This window comes from Kangiella koreensis DSM 16069 (assembly GCF_000024085.1).
GTDB lineage: Bacteria > Pseudomonadota > Gammaproteobacteria > Enterobacterales > Kangiellaceae > Kangiella > Kangiella koreensis.
In genome coordinates this window covers 1,750,332-1,774,157 of sequence record NC_013166.1, presented here as the reverse complement: position 1 = coordinate 1,774,157, position 23,826 = coordinate 1,750,332, and the positions used below count along the sequence as shown (strand labels likewise).

Annotated in this window: 20 protein-coding genes; 10 read left to right on the top strand and 10 right to left on the bottom strand. The window is 43.1% G+C overall.

Translation table 11 applies throughout. The annotated features are described in order from the left end of the window. Positions 1 to 9: 9 nt before the first annotated feature. Positions 10 to 606, bottom strand: coding sequence for an NAD(P)H:quinone oxidoreductase (wrbA, locus tag KKOR_RS08210; RefSeq protein WP_015780655.1), 597 nt, complete (start codon positions 604 to 606; stop codon positions 10 to 12). Positions 607 to 660: 54 nt separating this feature from the next. After that, the gene (arsC, locus tag KKOR_RS08205; protein WP_015780654.1) at positions 661 to 1,014 is read right to left on the bottom strand and encodes an arsenate reductase (glutaredoxin); all 354 of its coding nucleotides are present in this window, start codon (positions 1,012 to 1,014) and stop codon (positions 661 to 663) included. Positions 1,015 to 1,064: 50 nt separating this feature from the next. On the opposite strand from arsC, the gene KKOR_RS08200 reads away from it, so the two are divergent. After that, positions 1,065 to 2,258, top strand: coding sequence for a YihY family inner membrane protein (locus KKOR_RS08200; protein ID WP_015780653.1), 1,194 nt, complete (start codon positions 1,065 to 1,067; stop codon positions 2,256 to 2,258). Here the strand turns inward: KKOR_RS08200 and KKOR_RS08195 are convergent. Continuing rightward, positions 2,229 to 3,806, bottom strand: a complete 1,578-nt coding sequence (locus tag KKOR_RS08195) for a hypothetical protein (protein ID WP_015780652.1) — start codon at positions 3,804 to 3,806, stop codon at positions 2,229 to 2,231. The genes KKOR_RS08200 and KKOR_RS08195 overlap by 30 nt on opposite strands. A 147-nt stretch (positions 3,807 to 3,953) precedes the next feature. Between KKOR_RS08195 and KKOR_RS08190 the strand changes: the two genes are divergently transcribed. After that, positions 3,954 to 4,406 (top strand): TlpA family protein disulfide reductase, encoded by a 453-nt coding sequence (locus KKOR_RS08190; protein WP_228638558.1) that lies wholly within the window; start codon positions 3,954 to 3,956, stop codon positions 4,404 to 4,406. Between the two features lie 40 nt (positions 4,407 to 4,446). On the opposite strand, the gene KKOR_RS08185 is transcribed toward KKOR_RS08190, so the two are convergent. Then, positions 4,447 to 5,784: a M48 family metalloprotease gene (locus KKOR_RS08185; RefSeq protein WP_228638554.1), complete on the bottom strand. Its 1,338-nt coding sequence runs from the start codon at positions 5,782 to 5,784 to the stop codon at positions 4,447 to 4,449. A 314-nt stretch (positions 5,785 to 6,098) separates the two neighbouring features. Here KKOR_RS08185 and KKOR_RS08180 point away from each other — a divergent pair, with 314 nt between their 5' ends. After that, on the top strand, positions 6,099 to 7,229 hold the full coding sequence (locus tag KKOR_RS08180; RefSeq protein ID WP_015780649.1) for an AI-2E family transporter: 1,131 nt from the start codon (positions 6,099 to 6,101) through the stop codon (positions 7,227 to 7,229). Between the two features lie 93 nt (positions 7,230 to 7,322). Here the strand turns inward: KKOR_RS08180 and KKOR_RS13335 are convergent, their stop codons facing one another. The 3 genes from KKOR_RS13335 to bcp form a co-directional block, all read right to left on the bottom strand. Further along, positions 7,323 to 9,011, bottom strand: coding sequence for a serine hydrolase domain-containing protein (locus tag KKOR_RS13335; protein ID WP_015780648.1), 1,689 nt, complete (start codon positions 9,009 to 9,011; stop codon positions 7,323 to 7,325). Positions 9,012 to 9,384: 373 nt separating this feature from the next. Further along, on the bottom strand, positions 9,385 to 10,806 hold the full coding sequence (locus KKOR_RS08170) for a PhoH family protein (RefSeq protein ID WP_015780647.1): 1,422 nt from the start codon (positions 10,804 to 10,806) through the stop codon (positions 9,385 to 9,387). A 22-nt stretch (positions 10,807 to 10,828) separates the two neighbouring features. Next, a complete protein-coding gene (bcp, locus tag KKOR_RS08165; protein WP_015780646.1) occupies positions 10,829 to 11,296 on the bottom strand; it encodes a thioredoxin-dependent thiol peroxidase in 468 nt (155 codons plus the stop codon). Between the two features lie 175 nt (positions 11,297 to 11,471). On the opposite strand from bcp, the gene dapA reads away from it, so the two are divergent. From dapA to KKOR_RS08150, 3 genes are read left to right on the top strand one after another with little or no spacing between them, the layout of a single operon-like run. Next, entirely contained in the window at positions 11,472 to 12,353 is an 882-nt protein-coding gene (dapA, locus tag KKOR_RS08160; RefSeq protein WP_015780645.1) for a 4-hydroxy-tetrahydrodipicolinate synthase, read from the top strand. Then, positions 12,337 to 13,416: an outer membrane protein assembly factor BamC gene (gene bamC / locus KKOR_RS08155; protein ID WP_015780644.1), complete on the top strand. Its 1,080-nt coding sequence runs from the start codon at positions 12,337 to 12,339 to the stop codon at positions 13,414 to 13,416. Before dapA ends, bamC begins: the two co-directional genes overlap by 17 nt. Then, on the top strand, positions 13,406 to 14,215 hold the full coding sequence (locus tag KKOR_RS08150) for an MBL fold metallo-hydrolase (RefSeq protein ID WP_015780643.1): 810 nt from the start codon (positions 13,406 to 13,408) through the stop codon (positions 14,213 to 14,215). The genes bamC and KKOR_RS08150 overlap by 11 nt, the downstream gene beginning before the upstream one ends. A 49-nt stretch (positions 14,216 to 14,264) precedes the next feature. Here the strand turns inward: KKOR_RS08150 and KKOR_RS08145 are convergent, their stop codons facing one another. Further along, a complete protein-coding gene (locus KKOR_RS08145; RefSeq protein ID WP_015780642.1) occupies positions 14,265 to 15,626 on the bottom strand; it encodes a sensor histidine kinase in 1,362 nt (453 codons plus the stop codon). Next, the gene (locus KKOR_RS08140) at positions 15,623 to 16,312 is read right to left on the bottom strand and encodes a response regulator (protein ID WP_015780641.1); all 690 of its coding nucleotides are present in this window, start codon (positions 16,310 to 16,312) and stop codon (positions 15,623 to 15,625) included. The genes KKOR_RS08145 and KKOR_RS08140 overlap by 4 nt, the downstream gene beginning before the upstream one ends. A gap of 306 nt (positions 16,313 to 16,618) precedes the next feature. On the opposite strand from KKOR_RS08140, the gene KKOR_RS08135 reads away from it, so the two are divergent. The 3 genes from KKOR_RS08135 to KKOR_RS08125 all read left to right on the top strand — a co-directional run bounded on the left by KKOR_RS08135 (position 16,619) and on the right by KKOR_RS08125 (position 20,415). Beyond that, positions 16,619 to 17,851: a TonB family protein gene (locus KKOR_RS08135; protein WP_015780640.1), complete on the top strand. Its 1,233-nt coding sequence runs from the start codon at positions 16,619 to 16,621 to the stop codon at positions 17,849 to 17,851. Between the two features lie 106 nt (positions 17,852 to 17,957). After that, positions 17,958 to 19,085, top strand: coding sequence for a M14 family metallopeptidase (locus KKOR_RS08130; protein WP_015780639.1), 1,128 nt, complete (start codon positions 17,958 to 17,960; stop codon positions 19,083 to 19,085). A 4-nt stretch (positions 19,086 to 19,089) separates the two neighbouring features. Continuing rightward, positions 19,090 to 20,415, top strand: a complete 1,326-nt coding sequence (locus tag KKOR_RS08125; RefSeq protein WP_015780638.1) for a saccharopine dehydrogenase C-terminal domain-containing protein — start codon at positions 19,090 to 19,092, stop codon at positions 20,413 to 20,415. Between the two features lie 40 nt (positions 20,416 to 20,455). Here KKOR_RS08125 and KKOR_RS08120 read toward each other — a convergent pair whose 3' ends face one another. Continuing rightward, entirely contained in the window at positions 20,456 to 22,609 is a 2,154-nt protein-coding gene (locus tag KKOR_RS08120) for a prolyl oligopeptidase family serine peptidase (protein WP_015780637.1), read from the bottom strand. A gap of 142 nt (positions 22,610 to 22,751) precedes the next feature. Between KKOR_RS08120 and nadA the strand changes: the two genes are divergently transcribed. Beyond that, entirely contained in the window at positions 22,752 to 23,813 is a 1,062-nt protein-coding gene (gene nadA / locus KKOR_RS08115) for a quinolinate synthase NadA (RefSeq protein WP_015780636.1), read from the top strand. Positions 23,814 to 23,826: the final 13 nt, after the last annotated feature.

The following is a 23,826-nucleotide window of genomic DNA, read 5'->3' as shown; positions in this document are numbered from 1 at the left end:
AGTGGCTGATTATTTTGCCAGTTGTTTGCTTAAGCCCGCAATTCGTTTACCTTGGGCAATGCACAGTTTTTTCTCTGACTCGCTCATAAGCTTATCATTATCACTTCCTGCGGTATGGGATGGACCGTAAGGTGTGCCACCAGTTTCAGTATGGATCAGCTCGGTTTCAGAGTAGGGCAACCCCGTAATTAACATGCCATGATGTAATAAAGGTAGCATCATGCTCAAGAGTGTCGCTTCTTGTCCACCATGTAAAGTTCCCGTTGAAGTAAAAACTCCCGCTGGCTTACCTGCCAGGGCACCTGACATCCAGATAGCTGAAGTGGTTTCCAGGAAATACTTTAATGGTGAAGCCATGTGACCAAAACGAGTAGGACTACCTAGAATCAGCCCATCACAACCTTTAAGCTCATCCAGAGTCACAAACGGGTCACTAGCTTCTTCTGAGCTGATATCGGAAGAAGATTGCTCAGCGCTAGTAACCGCCGGCACAGTTCTTAATAAGGCTTCGCACCCATCGACTGTTTCTACACCACGAGAAATAAGGCGCGCCATCTGGCGGGTATGGCCATGGCGCGAATAATACAAAATCAGGATTTGCTGCAAAATTATTCCTTGTTATTGGGCTATTTTCACTTGGAGCCTTTATTTAGCACTTTTTTACTTAAGAACGGCTAACACGTTTTCAGGTGGACGACCTACCGCTGCTTTGTCATTAGAGAAAACGATAGGGCGCTCAATGACTTTTGGATTGCTAACCATAAGCTCAATGATTTGCTCTTTGGTCAAGTCAGGGTTGTCCAAACCAGCTTCTTTATATTCAGCTTCCTTAGTGCGAATGATATCGCGCGGTGAAACACCTAATAATTTTACGATTTGCTTAAGCTTGGTTTTGCTTGGTGGGGTCTTTAAATACTCGATAACGTTAGGCTCGACTCCGTTTTCTTGCAAAAGAGCCAGTGTTTGACGCGATTTTGAGCAGCGTGGATTATGTAAGATGTTAATTTCACTCATAATATGATGTAATTTATTCAAACGTAGGGCTATTTTAGGCATAAATGAGCATGGAAAAAAGATGGAAGTGGTTAAAAGCCTTTATTAAATTTGTTTTTATCCAGTTTAATCAAAAGCAAACCAGCGCCATGGCGGCTGAGTTGACGCTCAGCAATATGTTGGCGTTAGTGCCATTAATGACGGTTGCAGTCAGTCTAATGGCGGTTTTTCCTTCCTTTGAAGGTGTTAATACGCAGGTTCAGGCTCTTATTTTTGATAATCTAATGCCTGAAACCGGTTTGGCGGTTCAAGAACACCTTAATGAATACGTTTCTAAATCTAAAAACTTATCGGCGATTGGTCTTGGTTTTTTGATAGTCACTTCGCTATTGTTAATGCGCTCAATTGACCGTTCGATTAATGCATTGTGGGAAACGCCTACCCAACGTAAAGGCATCCACAAAATTCTTGCTTATTGGGCAATGCTAACCATGGCGCCCATTTTAATAGCTGCTAGCCTCGCTGCATCATCGTATTTTGCGACATTGCCGATTGTTTCAGATCTCAGCGGAATACTGACTTTTGGTTTGCCTTTTATTCTAATCGTACTAGCTTTTTCGGCCTTGTATATGGTGGTTCCCTATACTCAGGTCAGGTTTTATAAAGCCCTTATCGCGGCAGTAATTACGGCAATACTGTTTGAAGCTGCAAAATATGGCTTCGCTATCTTCGTTACTAAGTTTTCCAGTTATGAACTTATTTATGGTGCGATCACAGCCATCCCAATCTTCTTCCTTTGGGTCTATCTTTCCTGGTCAATTCTATTGCTAGGGGTAATAGTTTGCTTTGGGCTTCATCGGTTTGAAGTTGAAAGCGAGAAGCATGAGCATGAGTTTATTTCTGTACTTAAGATTTTGCAATTTTTTATTCAGGCCCAGGACAAAGAGAGCTCTCTTTCGTTGGAGCAGCTTAAGAGTAAGTTCAGTTATTTACATGAGCAGACACTGCGAGGGTATCTGGAGCAGTTATTAAGGCTTAATTTTTTAGCCAAACTTGAAGGCGAGCAATATTGCTTAAAGCTAACAGGTCATTCATTAACCATCGAAGAGGTTTATCGTCGTGGCAATTGGCGTTTGCCCAATAATAATCAAGCGTTGTCAGACGAGAAAAATGATAGCTTCAGCACACCGATTGAGCAGGCAAATCTGGAGATGGCAAAAGCGCTTGATGTTGAGTTAGTCTCTACGAATTCCGTAAACAGCTAGCTGTGAGCTACTTTCAAGAATATGCGTCACATAGCTCGGGTAGTGCTTCCCAGCGATTTCAATTTGTAATAACTTCTGACCGCCAATTAAGCTGCGTGACGCTATCATAACTGATGGAAAGTCACCGCTCTGTTTCAGTGTTATAACTGGATGTTTTACTATTTCATCGTCTTTAGTTTTGGTGAGGTAGTAATTAAGTTCTGGCTCACCACGCAGATACTCGACGCCTATAGTTGTTCCGCGTGCATGGTCAATATTTTGCCAGCGACTGATCGCTAATTGCCAGCGATCAGGTTCTTCATGATTGTTATCAATCCTGATTAAAGCAATGCTTCCAACCGGCAATTGTGCAACTTGCTCCTTGTTATGCCGAATACATATACCGCCTTCGCTATAGTTGACCGTCTGCCAGTTAATACCGGTTTTGTAGTCATTTCCTAGCAGTTCTTTAATTTGGTAGCCTAAGTGCTCATTGATAGTTAGTTTGCTCTTCGATGAGAGAATCTTGTGTATAGCCACCGAGCCCCAGACAATACTGACATGGCCCATCATCGGATATCGTGTTGATTGACGCTTTAGATGCTGGTCGCAATAAGTGAAAACTCGATGTAAAAGCTTGGTCGCTAATTTTGTGTCAATTGCTCGGTAAAAAGCTGGCTTTGGTAATTCCTGGCTGGCTTCTAGCTTCAACATTTGTTGTTCAACTACGTCTAGCAATTGATTGGTCAACAACAGTCGCAAATGACCTGAGTCTTCGTACTCAGTGTCTTTTTGAATAAATAGAGGTTTCTTGCCCTCATTTAAATTAATGATAAAGCATCGGCTCTCGCTGAAGTGCTGGAGATTGCTATCAAGGGCTACTTTATTACCCCAATGTGAAAAGTATTTGAATAAATGCCAATGTAGGTTATCGCCTAAATGATAAGGGTCAATTATTGCCATCAAGCAACTTCGAATATAAGTCTCTTCAATTGTCGGTAAAGGTTCTAAGGCATCTTCAAGCTTGTCTGATTTTATGCGGTGTAATTTTCGTTCCTCTGCGAACTCATACAGCATATGCAGCTCATGCCACAAGTAGGCTGGCACTGGAGTGTGCAATTGATAATGCTCTATGAGCATCAAGCCAAGATAATGTTGAGCAAAGTTAATGACCTTGGCTAATCTCGTATTTTTCTTTAGGATAAATTTTTGTGCCGTTAAGTCGTCCACTATTCGTTTAAAGGCAAAAGCCATTTCACTGCTTAAGGCGTGGAGGGCTTTAAGTTGGGCGTGGCTGACTTTTATGGTGCGGCGATCGTTATGTTCGCGTAGATGCTTGCTAATTTGTAGGTAACCTTTGCTTAAGGTCAGGAAGTTAGCTTCTCGATGCGATGTTTTTTGTTGGCAGCGGTTTAAGGTTTTGGCAACTTTATATATTTCAGCGATTGCATTATCAATATTAGAAAAGGCTAAACGCTCCAACCAGGCATTAATAGCTGCAGGTGCTGTATCCAGCATGAATTCCTGACCGGCTTGCAAAGAAGGATATGTGAGCTTTAATTCTGTCATTAATAGCGCCTATCAGTTTTTAGTTCTATTATTTGTCGTGTCCACTCAGTATAATATGCACGAAAGTTCGTGGCATTTCCACCATTCTATTCAATTTAACCTTTCTAACCTAATGATTTATAAATGATTATTATGAGACATTTGTGTTTGCGCTTTATTCTTTCAGCCTTCCTGCTCCTGCTTGTGGTGTCATGCGACACTAGCAAAGAGTTTTCTTTATTGAGCGGTGAACAAAAGAATCTGTCTGACTATGAAGGAAGTTGGCTAGTTGTCAACTTTTGGGCCGAATGGTGTCCGCCCTGTTTGGAAGAAATCCCAGAGTTAAACTTACTAGCGCAGGAGAACGGAAATATTCAAGTTCTTGGTGTAAGCTTTGACAGGTTACCAAATGAAGAACTTATTGCTCTTACCGATAAGCTGGATATTCAGTACCCTGTTGTCGCCACTGAACCAATGCCTTTCCTCCCAATGGAGCGCCCCCAAAGCTTGCCTGCCAGCTATATTGTTACACCAAAGGGCGAAGTCATGGGACCTCTGCTCGGAAAAGTTGACCGACACAAGATTATCGAGTTAATAGAAAAGATAAAAACGGCTCAGTAAACCATTAGCCTATCTTTATTAGGGTTAAAGATAAAACTTTCTAGTTGAGGCTAAACCTGGAGCGTCTGGAGTTTTCGGCTAAAAACTCACGAATCCGAAAGTTGACATCATCTAGTCGTGCCTGAATGCGAGTTTGTGCATAGGGATCTTCGGATGTTCCGTTCAAAGCAAGCTCAAAGTGTTTTTTTGCAGTCCGTAAATCTCCTAATAACAGAAGATATTGGCCTGTGGTTTCATGCATTTCTGGTGTATGGCCAGCCTGAGCCTGGGTTTCCGCAAGCAAATATAGATAATTCGGGTTGTAGCGGTTAACGTCCGCATAGCGCAAGAGTAACTTTTCTGCATCCTCGGCTTGTTTATTATCGAGATAAACTTGGGCTGTAGCTAGTATTAACTTGGTTGAACCTGGAGTCTTCTCCAGTTGTTTCTGTAACTCGGGTAATACTGCAGCTCCGCTATTATTCGCTCTGTGTGTTTCGGCCAAGCTAAATAATAATAGGTGGTTATCTGGGTAGATATTGTATAGCGACTGAAGAACCTCTATTGCTTCTTGAGTTTTACCATTTTTCTTCAATAACTCAGCGTAAAGATAGCGCTCTTCAATAGAGTTTAACTGTTGCGCCTGATGCTTTCTTTGAAGCACTCTGAAGCTGTCATTATTATTGGCCAACTCTATACTCTTAATTCTTGCTTTGACCAGGTGGTAGTCGACCGAGTTCTTATGGTCAATATGAGGGTAGAGTTCCGCGCGCTCTCGAGCTGCAGCAATACGGTTTCTGGATAGCGGGTGAGTCAATAAAATTTCAGGTGGCTTTAGGGTATAACGACTGACTTGCTGCATGGTTTCAAAAAAATCAGCGGCGGCGCGCACATCAAAGCCAGCGCTGGACAACATAGTGATGCCGATTCGATCCGCTTCTTTTTCGTTATCCCGTGTATGAGTAATTATGCTTTGATTTGCTGCAGCCTGAGTTGCGGCGACACCGGCCATGCCTGCTTCAGGATCCTGGGTCGCAACTATGACTGAAGCTATCACACCCAAAATTGTGGGAATTGAAATTTTATCTTGTTGCTCTAAACGTCGAGCTAAATGACGCTGTGTAACGTGCGCTACCTCATGCCCTAATACTGAAGCAAGCTCGCTTTCGCTCTTTGATGCAGTAACTAATCCTGAGTGGATACCAATGTAACCGCCGGGTAAAGCAAATGCGTTGATGGAGTCTTCTTGTATTACGAAGAACTGAAAGAGACGGCCTAAGGCATCTGGGTTAGCAGCTACTAATTTATGACCGAGTTGCTGAATATAGTCTGTTACCAAAGGATCTTGCATCAGGAATTGACTGTGGCGGATTTGACTCATAATTTGATCGCCGATCATTTGCTCTTCTGCGACTGATAAAGTGGAACCAGCTGTTTCGCCCAACTTCGGGAGGTCGTTAGATGCAGCAAATGTGGTCGACAAACCTAAAGTGAGTATAAGGCTTAGACAAAGTGAGGTCTTAAACCTAGAGAGTTGTCGTTTGTAGGGTAGCGGCTTGAGCAATATTGTCATAAATTAATGGTTCGATAGTAAAATCGTAAGCGGGTTACTGTATATGATGGGACTTGTGTGGTAAAAGTTCAATCTCGAACTGTGTATCATGTGTCATAGTAGTTAGCGACTGCAAGTTGACAAAAAATAGTGGATAAACAATGACTACGATTTTTACTCGTTGGTTTAAGCGTAATTTTTCAAGCCCGGCAACCATAGTACTGAGTATGTTGCTGATTGTGGGCTTTTTTATCATTCTAACGGTTGGCGACATCCTTGCTCCAATTTTGTGGGCGTTGGTCTTTGCGTATCTACTTGAGTCTGTGGTTTCTGTACTGCGAAGGAAGGGAGTACCACGAATTTGGGCGGTGCTACTCGTATTTGCCGGGTTTATTGGACTCGTTCTAATTGTCGTTTTTGGCTTGATTCCTTTGGTCTGGGAGCAGGGAGCCAAGCTGGTGGCTGAACTTCCTAATATTATGACAAAGGTACGAGAGAGTATTCTCGAGCTTCCTGAAAAATATCCCAACTTTGTCAGTACCGAGCAAGTTAGCGCTTTTTTCGCAAACTTGAATAGCGAGCTAGCAAAGTGGGGAGAGGCAATTTTAAGTGCCTCTGTAAGTTCTTTAATGAGTGTGGCGACGGTAATGGTCTATATCATTTTAGTGCCATTGCTGGTCTTTTTCTTCCTTAAAGACCGCAGACAGATCATCAGCTGGTGTACCCAATGGTTACCACAGGAGCGGCACCTGGCCGAGGCCGTGTGGAGTGAGGTAAATCAGCAAATTGGTAATTATATTCGTGGTAAAGTGCTTGAAATTGTCATCGTCGGTACCGCTTCTTACATCGCTTTCCTGATCATGGGTCTAAACTACGCTCTACTACTGGGCGTCTGTGTGGGGCTTTCCGTTTTAATCCCCTACATCGGGGCCGCACTGGTCACCATTCCGGTGGCGTTGATTGCCTTTTTCCAGTGGGGTTTTACTCACGACTTCTACATACTGATAGTGGTATACCTGATTATCCAAATTCTGGATGGTAATTTATTAGTACCACTCATTTTCTCTGAAGCGGTCAATTTACATCCAGTGGCCATTATAGGGTCAATTCTCCTGTTCGGCGGCTTGTGGGGCTTCTGGGGTGTCTTCTTCGCCATTCCGCTAGCGATACTGGTCAATGCTGTTTTATCTGCATTGAAAGACCATAAAATCCAACTGGAAAAAGAAAAGCAAAAAGAGGAGCTCGGTGAACAAAAAGTGCTTGGCTCACCAGAGCCTACGGAAGAGTCTTAATCAGGAATTGAGTTAGAAATGAAAAAGCCTCGTAATATTACGAGGCTTTTTCATTTGGTAGCTTGTTAGAAGAATTATAAACAAGCAACCTGATTAATCATTCACTCGAGGCGCTGGTATTTTCTGTCCGCCTTGATGGAGGGTTAAACCGCTAGCCGGTTGGTCTTCTTCCAAATCAAATTCTAGCTTGGCGCCAATTTGCTTGTTGTGAAGCATATTTTCACTGTAGGCGATAAAATCTATGGCTGGCTGGCCGGTAGCTTGACCGGTTAGGCCTTTTTCACCACGACGGATGCTGAGGATAAAATTGGGTTGGATTTGATAATCTCCAACCAGTCGTTCCATCTGTGTCGGAGACAGTTCAACTTCCATTAGCACTTCAACAGTGTCGCTGATCTTCTCAGCATATTCTGGATTAGATTCGCCGCCCTGATAGAAATCAAGCCCCGTTACTTTGCCCTGGCCATCACGCTTGAGCTGGAATGAACTCAGGGAGTTTAAGAAGACGAAGCGATCATCACCCACAGGGCGTACTTTGAATTCTGCGCCACTATCGCGTTGACTGATGATCTCTCCATCTACCACGCGCAAGCTACGAGTCGTGTTCTCGTTAATTTGGTAGACACCGATCACTTCCTTCAGCGCAACATCCGAGAGCTGGACGGTAGGAAGCTCAATGGGGAAGGGCTTATTAATGGCCAGAGCGGCAAGGCGTTGGGCAACATCCCCTGGGCGTGGCTCTAAACCGGCATAATTACTTAACACAACGACGGACAGTTTTTCTTCAGGCAACCAGAGTGCGTGAGTATTAAAACCATGAATGCCGCCACCATGATGAAGCATGAGTTGTTCGTGCAGGCTTCCGCGCATCAGTCCATAACCGTATCCGGCCTCACTTGCGGCTTCGTCCGGGCTATACATTTTCTCCAGCATTTCTTGGGAGATAATTTTGCCGCCATGTAAGGCACGTTGCCAGCGATCGACGTCCAGCGCTGTCGACGAAAGGGCACCAGCCGCATGGGGTTGGGTCATACTTATCCACGGCGCATTGACGGGCTTGTTGTCAGCCATCTGATATCCGCGAGCACGTCCAGCCAAAACTTGTTCATCAGGGTAATAACCTGTGTGTTCAATTCCGGCAGGTTTTAGAAGCCTTTCTTGAATGTAGGCATTCCAAGTTTGGCCGCTAACTTTTTCAATAATCGCGCCGAGTAATACGTAGCCTGAATTGTTATAGCGCCAGCTTTCACCCGGAGCAAAGTCATCTTCTATGTCGGCAAATACAGCGATCAGCTCATCCGTACTTACTTCACGACGAATACGCTCATCGGTGAAGTAACCTGGGATGCTGGTGTAGCTGGCAATACCGGAGGTGTGATTGAGCAGATGATGAATGGTGACGTCATCCGCGGGAAAATCTGGTAGAAAACGGGTTAATGGATCGTCCAGTGAAAGTTTTCCCTCTTCGGCTAGCAAGAGTATTGCGGCGGCGGCGTATTGTTTGGTAACTGAGGCAATACGTAGAGTATGCTCTTCGCTCATACCAACCCCCATCTCAAGATCCGCCATACCGTAGGCTTCAGAGAAAATGACTTTGCCATCTCTGGAAACCACCACGGTTGCTCCGGGAGCATCTGTTTGATAAGTTTTTTCTAGAACCGCCTGAAAGGCGCTAGCTTCTATTGTAGTTGAGCTTTCTTTCTCAGGTACGCTGGCGCAAGCCGTCAAGCCCAGCAACAGAGCACTTCCCCATGCAGTTGTTATTGATTTTAAGGGGTTCATTCCTTCCTTTCTCCTATTATTAGATGCGGCAACAGTTTTGCCAGTTGTATGCGAAGAGTTTTACGCCACGATTTTTGCTAAGTCAATCAGGGGAAAAGGGAAGGTTACGAACTGACAGTAAGGAGTGTTTATTTTGAGGTGAAAACTCCAAGAATAGTGCTGAGATGTTTCTTTTTGTTATTCGCTAAGCAATTGAAATATAAGGCTAATAAACCTTTGTGAAGCGGTGGTAATGAGAATGTAATATCACCTGTGAATTTTTATTGTAAAGTGTTACAGCCAGTGTATGAGCAGAAAACTTGACACTGGCACACTGGCGCTTAACAAAAAGCCTCGTGCAATGACGAGGCTTTTTGGTTTAGAGATTATCTCTTTATAAGAGCTCTGAGGCGTAATCGGCCAAACGCGAGCGCTCGCCACGTTTGAGTGTCATGTGCCCTGAGTGTGGCCAGTTTTTGAAGCGGTCAACGACGAAGGTGATACCCGAGGTTGTTTCCGACAAGTAAGGGGTGTCGATTTGCGCCACGTTACCCATACAGACAACTTTGGTGCCTGGACCTGCGCGGGTGATGAGGGTCTTCATCTGTTTCGAAGTCAGGTTCTGTGCTTCATCAATGATAATGAATTTATTGAGGAAGGTTCTGCCTCGCATGAAGTTTAAAGAGCGGACTTTGATCCACTTTCTCAAGAGGTCATGGGTAACAGCTGTTCCCCATTCATCATTATCGGAAGGCGAGAGCACCTCAAGGTTATCCATTAAAGCGCCCATCCAGGGGGTCATCTTTTCCTCTTCGGTTCCCGGTAGGAAACCGATGTCTTCGCCTACTGAAACGGTTACCCGAGTCACAATGATTTCCTTGTAGCGCTTTAGCTCAATGGTTTGTTCTAAAGCAGCAGCAAGGGCTAATAGTGTCTTGCCCGTACCAGCTGGGCCTTGTAGCGTGACAAAGTCAACGTCTGGATCCATCAATAGATTGAGCGCATAACTTTGTTCGCGGTTGCGGGCAGTGATGCCCCAGATATTATGGCTGTCGTTACGGTAGTCAGCCAGTAACTCAATGGTTGCCATAGGCTGATCATCTTTGTCTTCAACGGAGCGGACAATGGCTTCGAAGTTATCCTGGGGCTGAAACAGGCATTGGTTGAGAGACCATTCCGAGACTAGAGGGCCTTTAATTTGATAGAAGGTTTTACCTTCTTCTTGCCAGGAGTCGATATCACGACTGTGAGTATCCCAGAAATTTTCGGGTAGCTCGTAATAGCCGGTATAAAGCTGTTCTACATCGTCCAGCACCTTGTCATTGAAGTAATCCTCGGCATGTACACCAACGATATTGGCTTTGATGCGCAGGTTAATGTCTTTGGATACCAGAGTGACGGTGCGATCATCATCTCGAGCTTGCAGCGCCAGCGCTACATTAAGAATGGTGTTATCAGCTTTGCTACTTGGAAGCGAGTCGGGAAGCCTGTCGATGTGCTCTTTGGTTTGAAAATAAATCTTGCCGTGTTTGTTGCGATCCTGGATTTGTGGGATGAGTCCAATGTGGATACCTTCGACCATCGGATCCTCACCTTCTTCGGCAGCGGAGAGTAGATCATCTAGATAGCGGGTAACTTGCCGAACATTACGAGCTACTTCTGAAACACCTTTCTTTCCAGCATCAAGTTCTTCAAGAACAACCATTGGGATTAAAATATCATGCTCTTCAAAGCGGAATAGAGCCGTTGGGTCGTGCATCAATACATTGGTGTCCAATACGAATAGACGTCTTCCGTCTAGATTGTTTTTTACCATGAGGCACCTCTTAAGTGGTTTATTATAGTGCTTTAACGGTTTCTAATACTTCTTCTACATGGCCTTTGACTTTAACTTTCCTCCATTCTTGTTTCAGTTTGCCTTGTGAATCAATTAAGAAGGTGCTGCGCTCAATACCCATATATTCACGCCCATAGAGTTTCTTCAGTTTAATAACATCAAAGGCTTTGCACATTTCTTCGTCAGCATCAGACAATAAATCAAAGGGGAACTCATGCTTTTTACGAAAGTTTTCATGAGTTCTGACGCTATCGCGAGATACGCCAAGAATGTCAGTGTTGTGTTTTTGAAACTGCTTGTAATGATCGCGAAAATCCTGGCCTTCGGTGGTGCACCCTGGGGTGTTGTCTTTAGGGTAGAAGTAGATGACGAGGTTTTTGCCTTTGAAATCGGCGAGTGAAAGAGTTTGGTCGCCGGTGGCGGGGAGTTTAAAGTTAGGTGCTTTTTTATTAAGCTGTGGTTGGCTCAAATCAGCCTCCTTTAAAGTTATGTTGCTGGAGTCTTTTTTTTCGTTTTCATTATCACTTTACGTCAGAAAAAAAATTGTCGCAAGCAATCCCGGCTTTTTTGTGATTTTGCTTGTTTTTACTGGCCTCGCTGGCTAACATAGCCCGCAAACAAGGCCGAGCCTTAAGGATTAATTCATGTTTTCAGGTAGCATTGTAGCGATTGTCAGTCCCTTGCAGGCGGATGGCTCTCTTGATGAAAATGCATTGAAAGAGCTTATCGAGTGGCATATTAATGAAGGTACTGATGGTATTGTCATTATGGGCACTACAGGTGAGTCAGCGACGGTCGACAGCAAAGATTATGATGCAGCGATTAGCTTGACCGTTAAACAGGTTGCCGGTCGTGTTCCTGTGATAGCTGGAACTGGCTCAATCAGTACCAAGCAAACCATTGCCCTTACTCAGCAGGCTGAAGCTATGGGTGTGGATGCGGCTTTGGTGGCGACACCTTATTATTGCAAACCCAGTCAAGAAGGGCTGTATCAGCACTACAAAGCAGTTGCTGAGAACACTAAGCTACCAATTGTCCTCTATAATGTCCCGGGGCGCACGGCGTGTGATTTGCTACCTGAGACAGTTGCTCGCCTTGCAGATATTGAAAATATTGTTGCGATAAAAGAGGCAACGGGCGATTTATCCCGCGTTGAGGAACTAAATCGGCTGTGCAATACTCCAATCACCCTGTTAAGTGGTGATGATGCTACAGCTTTGGAGTTTATGAAGTTGGGTGGTCATGGAGTGATTTCTGTTACCGCGAACGCCGCTCCTGCACTGATGAGTAAAATGTGTGAGCTGGCCAAAGCAGAACAATGGAAGCAAGCCACTGTTATTAATGAAAAACTGTCAGCTTTACATCAGGATTTGTTTATAGAGGCCAATCCGATTCCGGTTAAATGGGCTTTGGCGAAAATGGGCAAGTGCCAAGAGACCATTTTATTGCCATTGACTGTATTAGCTGAACAGTACCATTCACAAGTATTACAAGCGTTGGAACAAGCGAATGTCGACATTAAATAAATATAAAACACTGATTATTATAAGTTCTTTGGCCGCCGTATCTTCTTGCAGCTGGTTCTCAGCCAAAGATGGCACTGAAGATATTGATGACCGCTACATGAAAAGTCAGCAAGACCTTGAATTACAAGTTCCGCCAAATGTAAAACAGATCGAGGTTCAGGATCGCTATCGCGTACCTGAGGGTGTGATTATTACCAATCGTAATGCTAAAGGTAAGGCATTGAGTCTTGACCCGCCGCAGTTGCTGCTGGTGGGTGGTGATGGTGTGCGTGAAGATTCGGAGCAGTCGCATCCTACCGTATGGGTTCGCCACCAAGACACCCCATTCATGAATTATGTTTCCCGCTTTATGATGCAAAAAAATATTCCTGTTATCTCATCAACTGAAAAACAAATCAGTTCAGATTGGATTAGCGATGAGGATGAAGATATTTTCTCTCAATATATTGGCTCATACAATCTTGATGGTCAGCGTCATAAGGTGACATTAGAAATTATAGGCCAGAATGCAAATGAAGTTGCAGTACAGGCCCGTAATACACAGAGCCAGCGTCTGGTTGATGATAAGTGGGTGACCATGAATACATCAAAAACAGTTGCCAGCCAGTTCCTTAATGCCTTTTTAGGTTTCTATGATACGGAGCGTACTAAAGAGGCGCGTGAGCGTATTCTTGAGGAAGGTACGATTAACGTTAGCTTAGGCACTAACTCTCAAGGACAGATAGCTTTAATTGCTGAACGAGATCTAATCGCGATTTGGGAACACCTACCAAGTGTGTTAGAAGATTTAAACTTATCAGTTTCAGATCGTGACCAATCCGCTGGCATTTATTATTTTAATGTTAAAGAGCCTGAAACTGGCTTCTGGGCCTGGTTATGGGGTAATGACGAAACAAATGCTAAAGTAGATATGGAGCCAGGTGATTATCAGATTCATCTGGCAGCCACAACCTATGGCGTTAGTATGACCTTTAAAGATGAAGAAGGTAACTTATTAGATTCCAATTTGGTTACAAAAATTTATCCGGAGTTTGCAGCTAGCTTCAAAAGCCGTGGAAAATAATAGCACTTTAAAAGTTGCATCGTTGGGTTCTGGAAGTAAAGGCAATGCAACTCTTGTATCAAATGGTGAAGTTATTGTCATGGTTGACTGTGGCTTCACTGTCAAAGAAGTTCTCAAACGACTCCCGCGCTTAAACATAGAACCGGATCAAATCGATGGTATTTTAGTGACCCATGAACATCAGGATCATATAAGTGGTGTTGGTGCCTTGAGTCGTCGGTTTTCTATTCCGGTATGGTCAACAAGAGGTAGCTTGCTGTCAGGAAAGTGTGGCAATTTACCAGAGCTAAACCTTATTGAGGGATTTCAACCCTTTTCAATAGGGAGTTTGGACGTGACTCCTTTGTCTGTTCCTCATGATGCTCGTGAGCCATGCCAGTTCCTGTTCACTCAAGATGAGCTACGGCTTGCGATACTAACAGATTTAGGATGTTTCACTCCGAAAATTGTTGAGCAGTTGACACCGTGCCACGGCATATTACTCGAGTGTAATCATGATGAAGAGATGTTGTGGAATGGCTCATATCCAGAGCGATTGAAGCAGCGAGTTGCCGGTAGGATGGGGCACATGAGTAACCGGCAGGCAATAGAGCTTTTGCAACTGATGGATCGGGACTCACTACAATTAGTTATCGCCACCCATCTAAGCGAGCAAAATAATTGTCCAAAGCTGGTCAGTACATTATTGGCTGAAACGTTAAGCTGGCCGGTTGAGCGATTAAAAATTGCTGGACAGGACTCTGGGTTTGGCTGGCAGGAGATTGGTCTTAATTCTTCAATTAGGGCGGAATCTGCATAAAATCTATTGGTTAGCACGCCTACAGCGTAACTGATAAAGCTTGATTAGATTACACATCACTCTCTTGATTTTGATCTTTGCTCACTGCGTTATCAAGTTGTTTGAGTGGCATGGAAATGGTGAACAGGGCGCCGTTTAGAACGCGACTGTCTTCTGCCCAAATTTTCCCGTGATGACGTGAAATGATCCCTTTTGCTATGGCGAGTCCCAAACCTGCGCCACCAGAGTCCCTGTTGCGACTAAAGTCGAGGCGCGTAAATGGCTCAAAAATTCTTTTGCGTTTACCTGGAGGAATACCAGGGCCATCATCTTCTACTTGAATATCAATAGACTCGTTATATTGGGTGAGATTGATTTGGACGGTTGAAATAGAGAAGCGGGCTGCATTTCTGACCAGATTGATCAGTGCTCGCTCAATTAAGTTTTTATCGGCGTACAGCATGCTTCCCTGATTTGGTTGACTATAGATAACAAACTGTTTGTTGTTATGGATAGTCTTCACCTTGTCACACACATCCTCGGTTAGTTCTTTAATATTGAATTCAGATAGCTGCAAGGGATGCTGGCCATGCTTTAACCTTGAATAACCCAATACCTCACGAACCAGCGCATCTAGCTCATCTAAAGCATCGTGCATATCTGTGGTTAACTTTTCTTTACGAGCATCTGATGTTTTGTCATTGAATAGGTCTAGCGCAAAACTAAGGCGTGCCATAGGGCCTCGAAACTCATGAGCAACTGCATGCATCAAGTCTCGCTGGTTATAGAGGCTTTGTTGGTGTTCTTTACGTAAGTCATTAATGTGCTCAACTAGTTTAGGTATATTTGTTGCTAAATCTTGCACTGCATAGTTTTGTCTATTGAGAGCTAGCCCATCAAATTGGACTTTATCTAACGCATAACTGGCAGGGCGCAGATTTCTTTGGTTTAAATAATACAGTCCGTACAGGATGGAGCCATTCAATAGAAGTAATACAAAAGCATATACCAACCAGTCTCTAACTGTGACATAAAAATAGGGTGCGTCATAGGGCCCAAGTTTCAGAATAGACTCATTATCATTTAAAATTACTAGTCCAATAGGCCCGTCCTCTCCATTCATATAGACCAGATACCGGTTCTGTTTGAGCTCGTCTTTAATATTCTTATCAAGGTTAAGATCTGATAGTTTTTCAGAAGTAATTTTAGTTTCTAACTCGTATTCCGCTCGAGCGATAGTCTGTGGCGAGTGATTATAATCTAGAATGGATAATCTGAAATTGAGTTCACGAGCATCGGATGTAATGTTGTCTTTGACTTCTTTCTCTCCGATATCAAAAACCCATGGAAAATAAACGTAATAAACGAAAGTTCCACCCAATATATTGGCTACGATGAGTACTAGTAGTGGAGCAAATATTTTACGGATCATTTGGTCAGTAAATAGCCTTCACCGCGGATAGTTTTAATGATGTATGGCAGTTTGGGATCATCGCCCAGTTTTTTTCGAAGTCTTGAAATTCGTAAGTCGATACTTCGATCTGTGCCATCATATTCTAGGCGGAATGTTTTTCGATGTAACTCTTCACGACTGACCACTTCACCGGAGCGCTCTGCTAGTAACCACAAAAGGTTATACTCAGCTGTAGTGAGGTGGACCACTTGACCATCAGAAATTACGGTGCGATTTTGTGGGTTTATCTTAACTTTACCTGCGTGGATAAAGTCTGTGCTGTTTTCAATAGCTTCCGAAACTTCAACTCGTCTAAGAAGAGCGCGTAGGTGAGCTAACAAAACGCGTGACTTAACGGGTTTGGAGAGATAGTCATCAGCTCCTGTTTCTAGGCCTGCAACCTCATCAATATCATCGCTCATAGAGGTTAGCATTAAGATTGGGCCGCTGTAATGTGGGCGGACAGTTCGGCAAACTGTTAGACCATCAGCGCCAGGCAACATGACATCAAGGATAACAGCTCGAGGCTGTTGTTCTATTATAAGATCGATGGCTTTAGAACCATTAGCTTCAATTTGAACTTGGTAGTCATTGCTTTCAAGAAACTCTGCGACTAACGAAGCTAGTTTGTCATCATCTTCTACAAGTAAAATAGTTTGCGACATTGATTTATAGTTTTAAGAGTACACCCAGTAAAAGTAGCATTAAATTGCCTGATTTAGCCTGTCAGGTCAATGCTTTGCCTTAAATATCTAAAGTATTTTTAGATTTGTATGGCATGATAGTAACACAGTTTTACGCCAAATGTGCCACCTCTAAATAAATAATCTGTAAAATCAAGTGCTTAGTTAATTATTGTCATGCTTGCATTTAACTGCTAATCTCTTACAGTATGAACTGTGTCATATAATTTGACACAGTTGTTGCATCATTTGGCTTATTAACTTTTCACGCATTACGGCTGTAAAATCATGAAAAAAGTAACATTATTCTTATCGACACTACTGTTTATAGCATTCTCAGGTAGTTCTGGCCTCGCTAAGGCTGCTGAGCAGGTTAACGTTCAAGGTTCAAACCTACAATTAAATGGTCTTGCTGTTCATAGCGAGCTACGTCAAGAGTGGTTCCTCAATGGCTTGTACTTAAGTAGTAAATCTGATGATCCAGAAGAAATTTTAAATTCTCCGATGATCAAGAGGATGCAAATTAAAGTACTGGCTGATGAATTACCTGGTCGCCGTTTGAAACGCTTTTGGATTGAACGCATTAAAAACAATAATGAAGCCTCTTTAGTGCTTGAAAACGCTAAAGGTGTTCGCGATCTGGCCGATACATTGGGGCAGGATTTCGCTGCAGGTGATACGATTAACATTGATTTTATTCCTGGTCAGGGAACACTGATTCAGATTAATGGTGCTGTTGTGAATACTATCGATGAAGGTATTTTCCCGCTAATGCTTAATACTTGGATTGGTGAAAGACCACCATCTTCCGAATTTAAAGATTCTATTTTGGGTAGTCAATCAGCCGTTAATTATTCTGATTTGTTAGCTAAGTTTTCTTCTATAAATCCTTCAGCAAGTCGGGTTTCTTTGTTTGATCAAGCTGCTCAGGCCGCCAAAGAAGAAGAAGAGCGTAAACAGCGTGAAGCAGAAGAGCGCCGCCAGGAAGAAGAGCGTCGTGCTCAGGAGCAACTACGTCAAGAAGAAGAGAGAGAACGTCAAGCTGAGTTGGCTGCTGAGCGTGAACAGCAGCAAGCTCAACAACAGGCTCAACAACAGGCAGAGGAAAAAGCAGAGCCTAAGCAAGAGGTTAAGCAGCCTATAGTGGAAGAGGTTCCCGCAGGCCCAACAGAAGAAGAGCTCGCAGCAATGAGAAGCAGTTATAACGCGGCTATACGTTCACATTATGTTCCTTTTTTCCAATATCCGGTTCAAGAAATTATGCGTCGTCATGGTAAGTCAGCCTTGCTGAATCCACGAAAAGGACGTACTCATGGCGAAGTAACCATCCAACTTGAAGTTGATCGTGATGGTGAGCTGGTTGGTGGTAGTTTGGTTTCCAGTTCTGGTGAAAAAATCCTGGATGATGCGGTAATGAGTGCCTTATTTGATGCGGTACCATACCCTGCAATGCCAGAGGAGTTACCTGAAGAGTCATTTAACACTACATTGCCTATTTCAATTCCTGCGCCACAAATGTAGAATTCTCTACATCGTTTGTGAAAGGGGCCTCTATGGCCCCTTTCTAGTATTTTGGGTCATACGTTTTTTAAGTGTGGTTTTTTTGGACAAGCTAAGGTAGAAATGAATGAATATCAATTGCTTATTTGATAGTGGCAATATTGAGGTGATTGATGCTAGTGACAGTAAAGCAATAAAACTAGCTATCAGAAATGATTCTAACTCTGAATTTAAACAATGGTTTCATTTTCGTGGGCATGGAGAGATTGGCAAAACCTATAATTTTGAAATCATTAATGCTAAAGAGTGTTCTTACGTTGATGGTTGGAAAGACTACCAAGTTGTAGCATCTTATGATGGTGAATATTGGTTCCGTGTTCATACTCAATTTGATGACAATAAACTGTTATCGTTTTCACATCAGTTAGAACAACCCACGATCTTCTTTGCTTACTTTGAGCCATATTCTTACCAACGCCATTTAAGTTTAATTCATCAAGCCCAACATTCCGAACTTTGTCAGCATCATATTCTAGGCCAAACGGTAGATGGTCATGACATTGATTTGTTGATTATCGGTGATGAAAGTCGTGAGCGTAAGATTTGGGTAACAGCGCGCCAACACCCGGGTGAAACGATGGCTGAATGGTGTGCCGAAGGTTTGATTGAGCGTTTATTGAATGAAGATGATGCTTTAGCGCAAAGCTTGCTACAGGACGCTGTTTTTTATGTAGTGCCGAATATGAATGTTGATGGCAGTATTCGTGGTAATTTGCGTTCTAACGCTGCTGGAGCGAACCTCAACCGTGAATGGCAAAGCCCAAGTGTCAAGAATAGCCCAGAGGTTTATCACGTACGCAATAAAATGAAGGAAATTGGTGTTGATGCCTTTTTAGATTTGCATGGTGATGAGGGGTTGCCTTACGTGTTTGTTGCCGGCTGTGAAGGCATTCCAAGCTATGATGGGCGTTTAAAGAATTTGGAAGAAGAGTTTAGTTCTATTTTGAAATCTGTTAATCCTGATTTTCAAACAGAATTTGGCTATGACAAAGATGAGCCAGGTAAGGCTAACTTAACGGTTGCCAATGCTTGGGTCGGAGAAGAATTTAAGTGTTTGTCACTGACTTTGGAAATGCCATTTAAAGATAATGCAAATTTATCAAACAAAGAAACTGGCTGGTCAGGTGACCGAAGTTACTTATTGGGTCAAACCCTGCTAAATCCATTGTATCAATTAGTTAAAAAGTTAAGGTAGTAGCATGGCTAAGTTTTTAGTATTCGGTGCAGGATTTGTTGCCGAACCTTTAGTTGAATATTTATTACGTCGCTCTGACAATACAGTAACAGTGGTTAGCCATATTCTTGAAGAAGCACAAGCTTTGGCAAATAAGTTTCCTGGTGTGGACGCGGTGCAGGCTGATGTTACCAATCAAGCACAAATTGAACCATTAATAGCTGACTACGATCTGGTTGTTAGTTTAGTGCCTGCGACTCTTCATGCGGTGATAGCCAAAGCAGCCATCGCACAGGGGAAAAATATGGTGACAGCCAGTTATGAATCCCCAGCAATGCGCGAGCTGAAACAGGATGCCCTGGATGCTGGTGTCACTATTTTGAATGAAATCGGTTTAGACCCAGGTATTGATCACTTAAGCGCGATGAAAATTATTGATCAGGCACATGCTGATAATGAAAAGGTCATAAGCTTCGTATCTTGGTGTGGTGGTTTGCCTTCACCTGAAGCCAATGACAATCCTCTTGGCTATAAATTCTCGTGGGCGCCAAAAGGTGTCTTGTTGGCGTTACTTAATGATGCGCTATTTTTGCATAATGGTAAGGTTGAACGTGTTGTCGCAAAAGAACTTCTTAAATGGGCTAAACCTTTGCAGGCAAATGGTTTAAACCTGGAAGGGTATCCAAACCGTGATTCAACGGGTTATCAGGAAATCTATGGAATTCCTGAAGCAGAAAATATTATTCGTGGCACATTCCGTTATTCTGGTTTTTGCGAGATCATTCAAGCAGCCAAAGATCTGAGTCTGTTGGATGCTGAGTCAGAAGTGCCAACTGGTAATACTATTTGGACCGATTATGTTTGCCAGATAAACGGCGTTGATAACTTTGACGCACTTAAAACCAGGGTTTCTGAGTCAGCATGGCGTGGTTTGGGCTGGATAGGTTGTTTCTCAGAGAAAGCTACTGGTGATTTTGCAGGCCCGATTGATGCATTTTGTAACCTGCTCGTGCAGAAATTAAATTATCATGAAGACCAGGTTGATATGGTACTACTTCAGCACAAATTTGAAATCGAAAAAGCTGACGGTAGTCGTTACCATATTGCTTCAACCTTACAAGAGTTTGGCCAAGTGGGTGGTTATTCTGCAATGTCTAAAACAGTCGGTTACCCTGCCGCAATTGCATGTCAGCTCATTGCAGATGGCATAATAGATCGAAAAGGCATTATCTTACCGATGACTAAAGATATTTACCTTCCTATTCTTGAGCTTCTTGAAAAAGAAGGGGTTACCTGTGAAGAAGAGCTCAGGGAGTACAAGCCTGAATTCTTAAGCGAGTTAGCTAGTTAGCTAGCAAAACTTAAGAGCTAGCTTCAAGGAACGGCATGCTCTAAGGTTGAGTTTGTTGTTCCGATTTGCTGGCTCGTAACTCATTGCTCAGGAAGTAGTTTATTGCTTCTTGAGTAATGAGTTCAAAGTCCTGTTCATCACTCAGCTCTGAAGCAATATCTCTATTCAGCAATAAAATCGGATGCGGCGAGAGCTGAAGATTCTGCCACTTTGCTAATGTTTTAAAGTTACTGACAGCGCTTTCATTACCATCATCTATGATCAGTGCAGCGGGATAGCTCTTGTTAGTAAGCCTGTGATAAGGACTGACGGCAAGAAACCACTCCGTTGATGCCTGATCACTATTGAGCATGAACTCTTTCATCCAGTATGGACTCTTTTCTTCCAGGTACTTCAGGTAATTAGCTTCTATATTTTTTAATACCAATGCTCGGAAGTTTTGGGGGGCGTGAATAGCAGCCTCCATCAACAAGCTCCCAGCAAATCCTTCACCATAAGCTGCAATGTATTGCCTTTTTGAGAAATCATTATTGGCAAGCCAGTCTACTGCGGCCACAATATCCTCAACTGCTCTTGCATGCTTTTGCCCACTTACGGATTGGCGCCAACTTTCACCATAGATACCACCACCTCGAATATGAGCAATAGCAATAACGCCTCCTTTAGATATCCAGTCAGTAAAAACAGGAGAGTAGTAGGGCAGTTGAATATGGCCAAATCCCTGGTTAGTGATCAATAAAGTTGGATTGTCACCATCTTTAGAAATGTCCTCGTGATATGTCAATGTTAAAGGGATTCGACTGCCATCAGATGAGCGATAGAATACTGTTTCGGATACCAGGTCTGAAGTTTCCTCAAGTGGCAAAAGGCTGTTAGACAGTTGTCTCGCTTTAGTATCAATTGTAAAAATTCTTGCCGGATGCTGGAAACTATTGATGGTAGCGAGAGTGCTTAGTTGCCGATTAATCATTGCTTTGGGACGCTGAATGATCAGATCACTATTGGAAGTAACTTCGATCTCTTGTTTCGCACTGCCATTGAGTTTAGACAAATAGACTTTTTGCTGGGTATTATCAAGATAATGTAATAACCATTGGTTATCGATAAGCTGAGCTGATATGAGTAGTTCATTTTGTTGTGAAACGACTTCTTTCCAATCGCGGCGCGAAGGTTGATTTAAGTTGATCGATATTATTCTCCAGCGTGGAGCGACCAGGTTCGTATGGAAATAAAATGTCTCATTGATATTACCCACGAATTTAAGACTTGCGCGGGTGTTTCTTGCCATGCTTATGGCTGATTGAATTTCACCTGATTCAGTAATTGGCAAGACCCAGATTTGGTCTGATGTATCGATCAGATGCTTTGCAGTAACTAACAGAAAACGATTATCATCAGTAAGTTTAGCATCAATCTGCCATTGCTCTACATCATCCATGTGATCGTTTAAATCAAATAATATCTGGCTAAAGTCAGGGCCTTGGCCCAAGTTTAGATAGTGGACTTGCTGATCAGCTTGGTAAATAAATCGATTGAACCCATCAAGCCAGTTGAATTTGGTTTGAATCTCGGTTGCTGGCAGGCGATAAGAGAGAAACCTTCTTTGCGCCAAATCAAAAATAAACCAGCGATAAAGCTCTTGCCGGTTTTGGCTCTGGATGGCAAAAAAACGTCCTTCTGGGGAGAGTGACGTTGCGACAACCTTTTGATTATCCGGCAGCTCTCCTAATTCTATTTCAATTTCTTTTATACTATCGTAAACCGCAATGACACTTGGTTTTAGGGTGCTTTCTTTAATATAAAAGTATTTGTTTACATATTGCTGTGGATAAAGGTGATTGAAGATATCTTGTGGTTTTGGGTCATCATTTAAATCACTTTCTAATGTGGAAAAATATTTGCTGACTAGTTCGGTCTGTTGCTCCATCCATTCTGTGCGCTGGGGTGTTTTCTGATTCAGCCACATGTAATTGTCCTGAATCTGAACACCATTTAATTGGTAGTCGTAGTCCTGAGTCGGGTTTTGTGGCAAAGATACTTTAGTTACAGGCGCTTGCTTGGGTTCCGGGTCATCTGAGCAAGAACTTAATGACAGCATCAAAACCATTAATATTAGGCTGTTACCGATAAACCTTTGGGTAACATTTTTAGATGTTGAATGGTATGTTCGGTACCCTTGACGGTGAAAGCGCATAGATTCCTTGGACAGGAGAGCAAATAAGGTTGAGTTGATTGTACCAATAGCTAAATTTAATGCAAAACCAAATAGCTATAAAAGATTTATCAGTTAGGGGTTAACTGTTATATAATGCTCAGACCATTCTGCAACACCCAATATGGCGATGAATTCTATTGTAGCGCCCATTGAAATTGATGTCCCATTTCCAAAGCCACCTGTCGAGTTGTCTGCTGATGAGAAAAATCATCACCGTTCACTCATAGTTGAGCTGCTGAAAAGACACAATGCTGTTTTAATTGCTCACTATTACACCGATCCCGAGATTCAGTCTCTGGCAGAAGAAACGGGTGGGTTTGTTGGTGATTCGTTAGAAATGGCAAAATTTGGAGCACGTCACCCAGCTGAAACCTTGATTATTGCAGGGGTTAAGTTTATGGGAGAAACGGCCAAAATCCTAAGCCCTGAAAAGCGTGTTTTGATGCCTACACTGGAGGCGACATGCTCTCTGGATCTGGGGTGTCCTATAGAGCCATTCAGCGAATTTTGCGACCAGCATCCTGACCGAGAAGTGGTTGTGTATGCTAATACATCAGCCGCTGTAAAAGCGCGTGCCGATTGGGTTGTGACGTCTAGTATTGCGGTGGATGTGCTTGAGTATTTAGCCGAACAGGGTAAAAAGATTATCTGGGGACCTGATAAGCACCTGGGGCGCTATATTCAGCAGAAAACGGGTGCCGATATGTTGTTATGGCAAGGTGCCTGTATCGTTCACGACGAGTTTAAATTTAATGCCCTTGAGCAGTGTATGGCTTTATACCCAGAAGCTGCGGTATTGGTGCATCCTGAATCGCCCCAGAATATTGTCGACCTGGCTGATTTTGTGGGCTCAACCTCACAACTGATTAAAGCAGCTAAAGAGCTACCGAACAAACAAGTTATCGTTGCAACCGATAAAGGCATTTTCTATAAAATGCAGCAGGCAGCGCCTGAAAAAGAACTGATTATTGCACCGACAGCGGGGGAGGGAGCAACCTGCCGAAGTTGTGCACATTGCCCCTGGATGAAGATGAATGTCTTACAACTCTTGTCGCAAGTCTTTGAACGTGATGATAATGAAATCTTCGTTGATCACGATTTAGCTGAAAAAGCATTGATCCCTTTACAGAAAATGGTAAATTTTGCTAACGATATACAAGTAAACGTCAAAAGTAATATTTAACTGAGACCAAAGG

What these genes read in the sequence shown, in the direction of transcription:
- arsC (WP_015780654.1), bottom strand. Translation starts at nt 1,014, where the DNA reads ATGAGTGAAATTAACATCTTACATAATCCACGCTGCTCAAAATCGCGT.
- KKOR_RS08200 (WP_015780653.1), top strand. Translation starts at nt 1,065, where the DNA reads ATGGAAAAAAGATGGAAGTGGTTAAAAGCCTTTATTAAATTTGTTTTT.
- KKOR_RS08195 (WP_015780652.1), bottom strand. Translation starts at nt 3,806, where the DNA reads ATGACAGAATTAAAGCTCACATATCCTTCTTTGCAAGCCGGTCAGGAA.
- KKOR_RS08185 (WP_228638554.1), bottom strand. Translation starts at nt 5,784, where the DNA reads ATGATCGGCGATCAAATTATGAGTCAAATCCGCCACAGTCAATTCCTG.
- KKOR_RS08180 (WP_015780649.1), top strand. Translation starts at nt 6,099, where the DNA reads ATGACTACGATTTTTACTCGTTGGTTTAAGCGTAATTTTTCAAGCCCG.
- KKOR_RS13335 (WP_015780648.1), bottom strand. Translation starts at nt 9,011, where the DNA reads ATGAACCCCTTAAAATCAATAACAACTGCATGGGGAAGTGCTCTGTTG.
- KKOR_RS08170 (WP_015780647.1), bottom strand. Translation starts at nt 10,806, where the DNA reads ATGGTAAAAAACAATCTAGACGGAAGACGTCTATTCGTATTGGACACC.
- dapA (WP_015780645.1), top strand. Translation starts at nt 11,472, where the DNA reads ATGTTTTCAGGTAGCATTGTAGCGATTGTCAGTCCCTTGCAGGCGGAT.
- bamC (WP_015780644.1), top strand. Translation starts at nt 12,337, where the DNA reads ATGTCGACATTAAATAAATATAAAACACTGATTATTATAAGTTCTTTG.
- KKOR_RS08145 (WP_015780642.1), bottom strand. Translation starts at nt 15,626, where the DNA reads ATGATCCGTAAAATATTTGCTCCACTACTAGTACTCATCGTAGCCAAT.
- KKOR_RS08140 (WP_015780641.1), bottom strand. Translation starts at nt 16,312, where the DNA reads ATGTCGCAAACTATTTTACTTGTAGAAGATGATGACAAACTAGCTTCG.
- KKOR_RS08135 (WP_015780640.1), top strand. Translation starts at nt 16,619, where the DNA reads ATGAAAAAAGTAACATTATTCTTATCGACACTACTGTTTATAGCATTC.
- KKOR_RS08130 (WP_015780639.1), top strand. Translation starts at nt 17,958, where the DNA reads ATGAATATCAATTGCTTATTTGATAGTGGCAATATTGAGGTGATTGAT.
- KKOR_RS08125 (WP_015780638.1), top strand. Translation starts at nt 19,090, where the DNA reads ATGGCTAAGTTTTTAGTATTCGGTGCAGGATTTGTTGCCGAACCTTTA.
- KKOR_RS08120 (WP_015780637.1), bottom strand. Translation starts at nt 22,609, where the DNA reads ATGCGCTTTCACCGTCAAGGGTACCGAACATACCATTCAACATCTAAA.
- nadA (WP_015780636.1), top strand. Translation starts at nt 22,752, where the DNA reads ATGGCGATGAATTCTATTGTAGCGCCCATTGAAATTGATGTCCCATTT.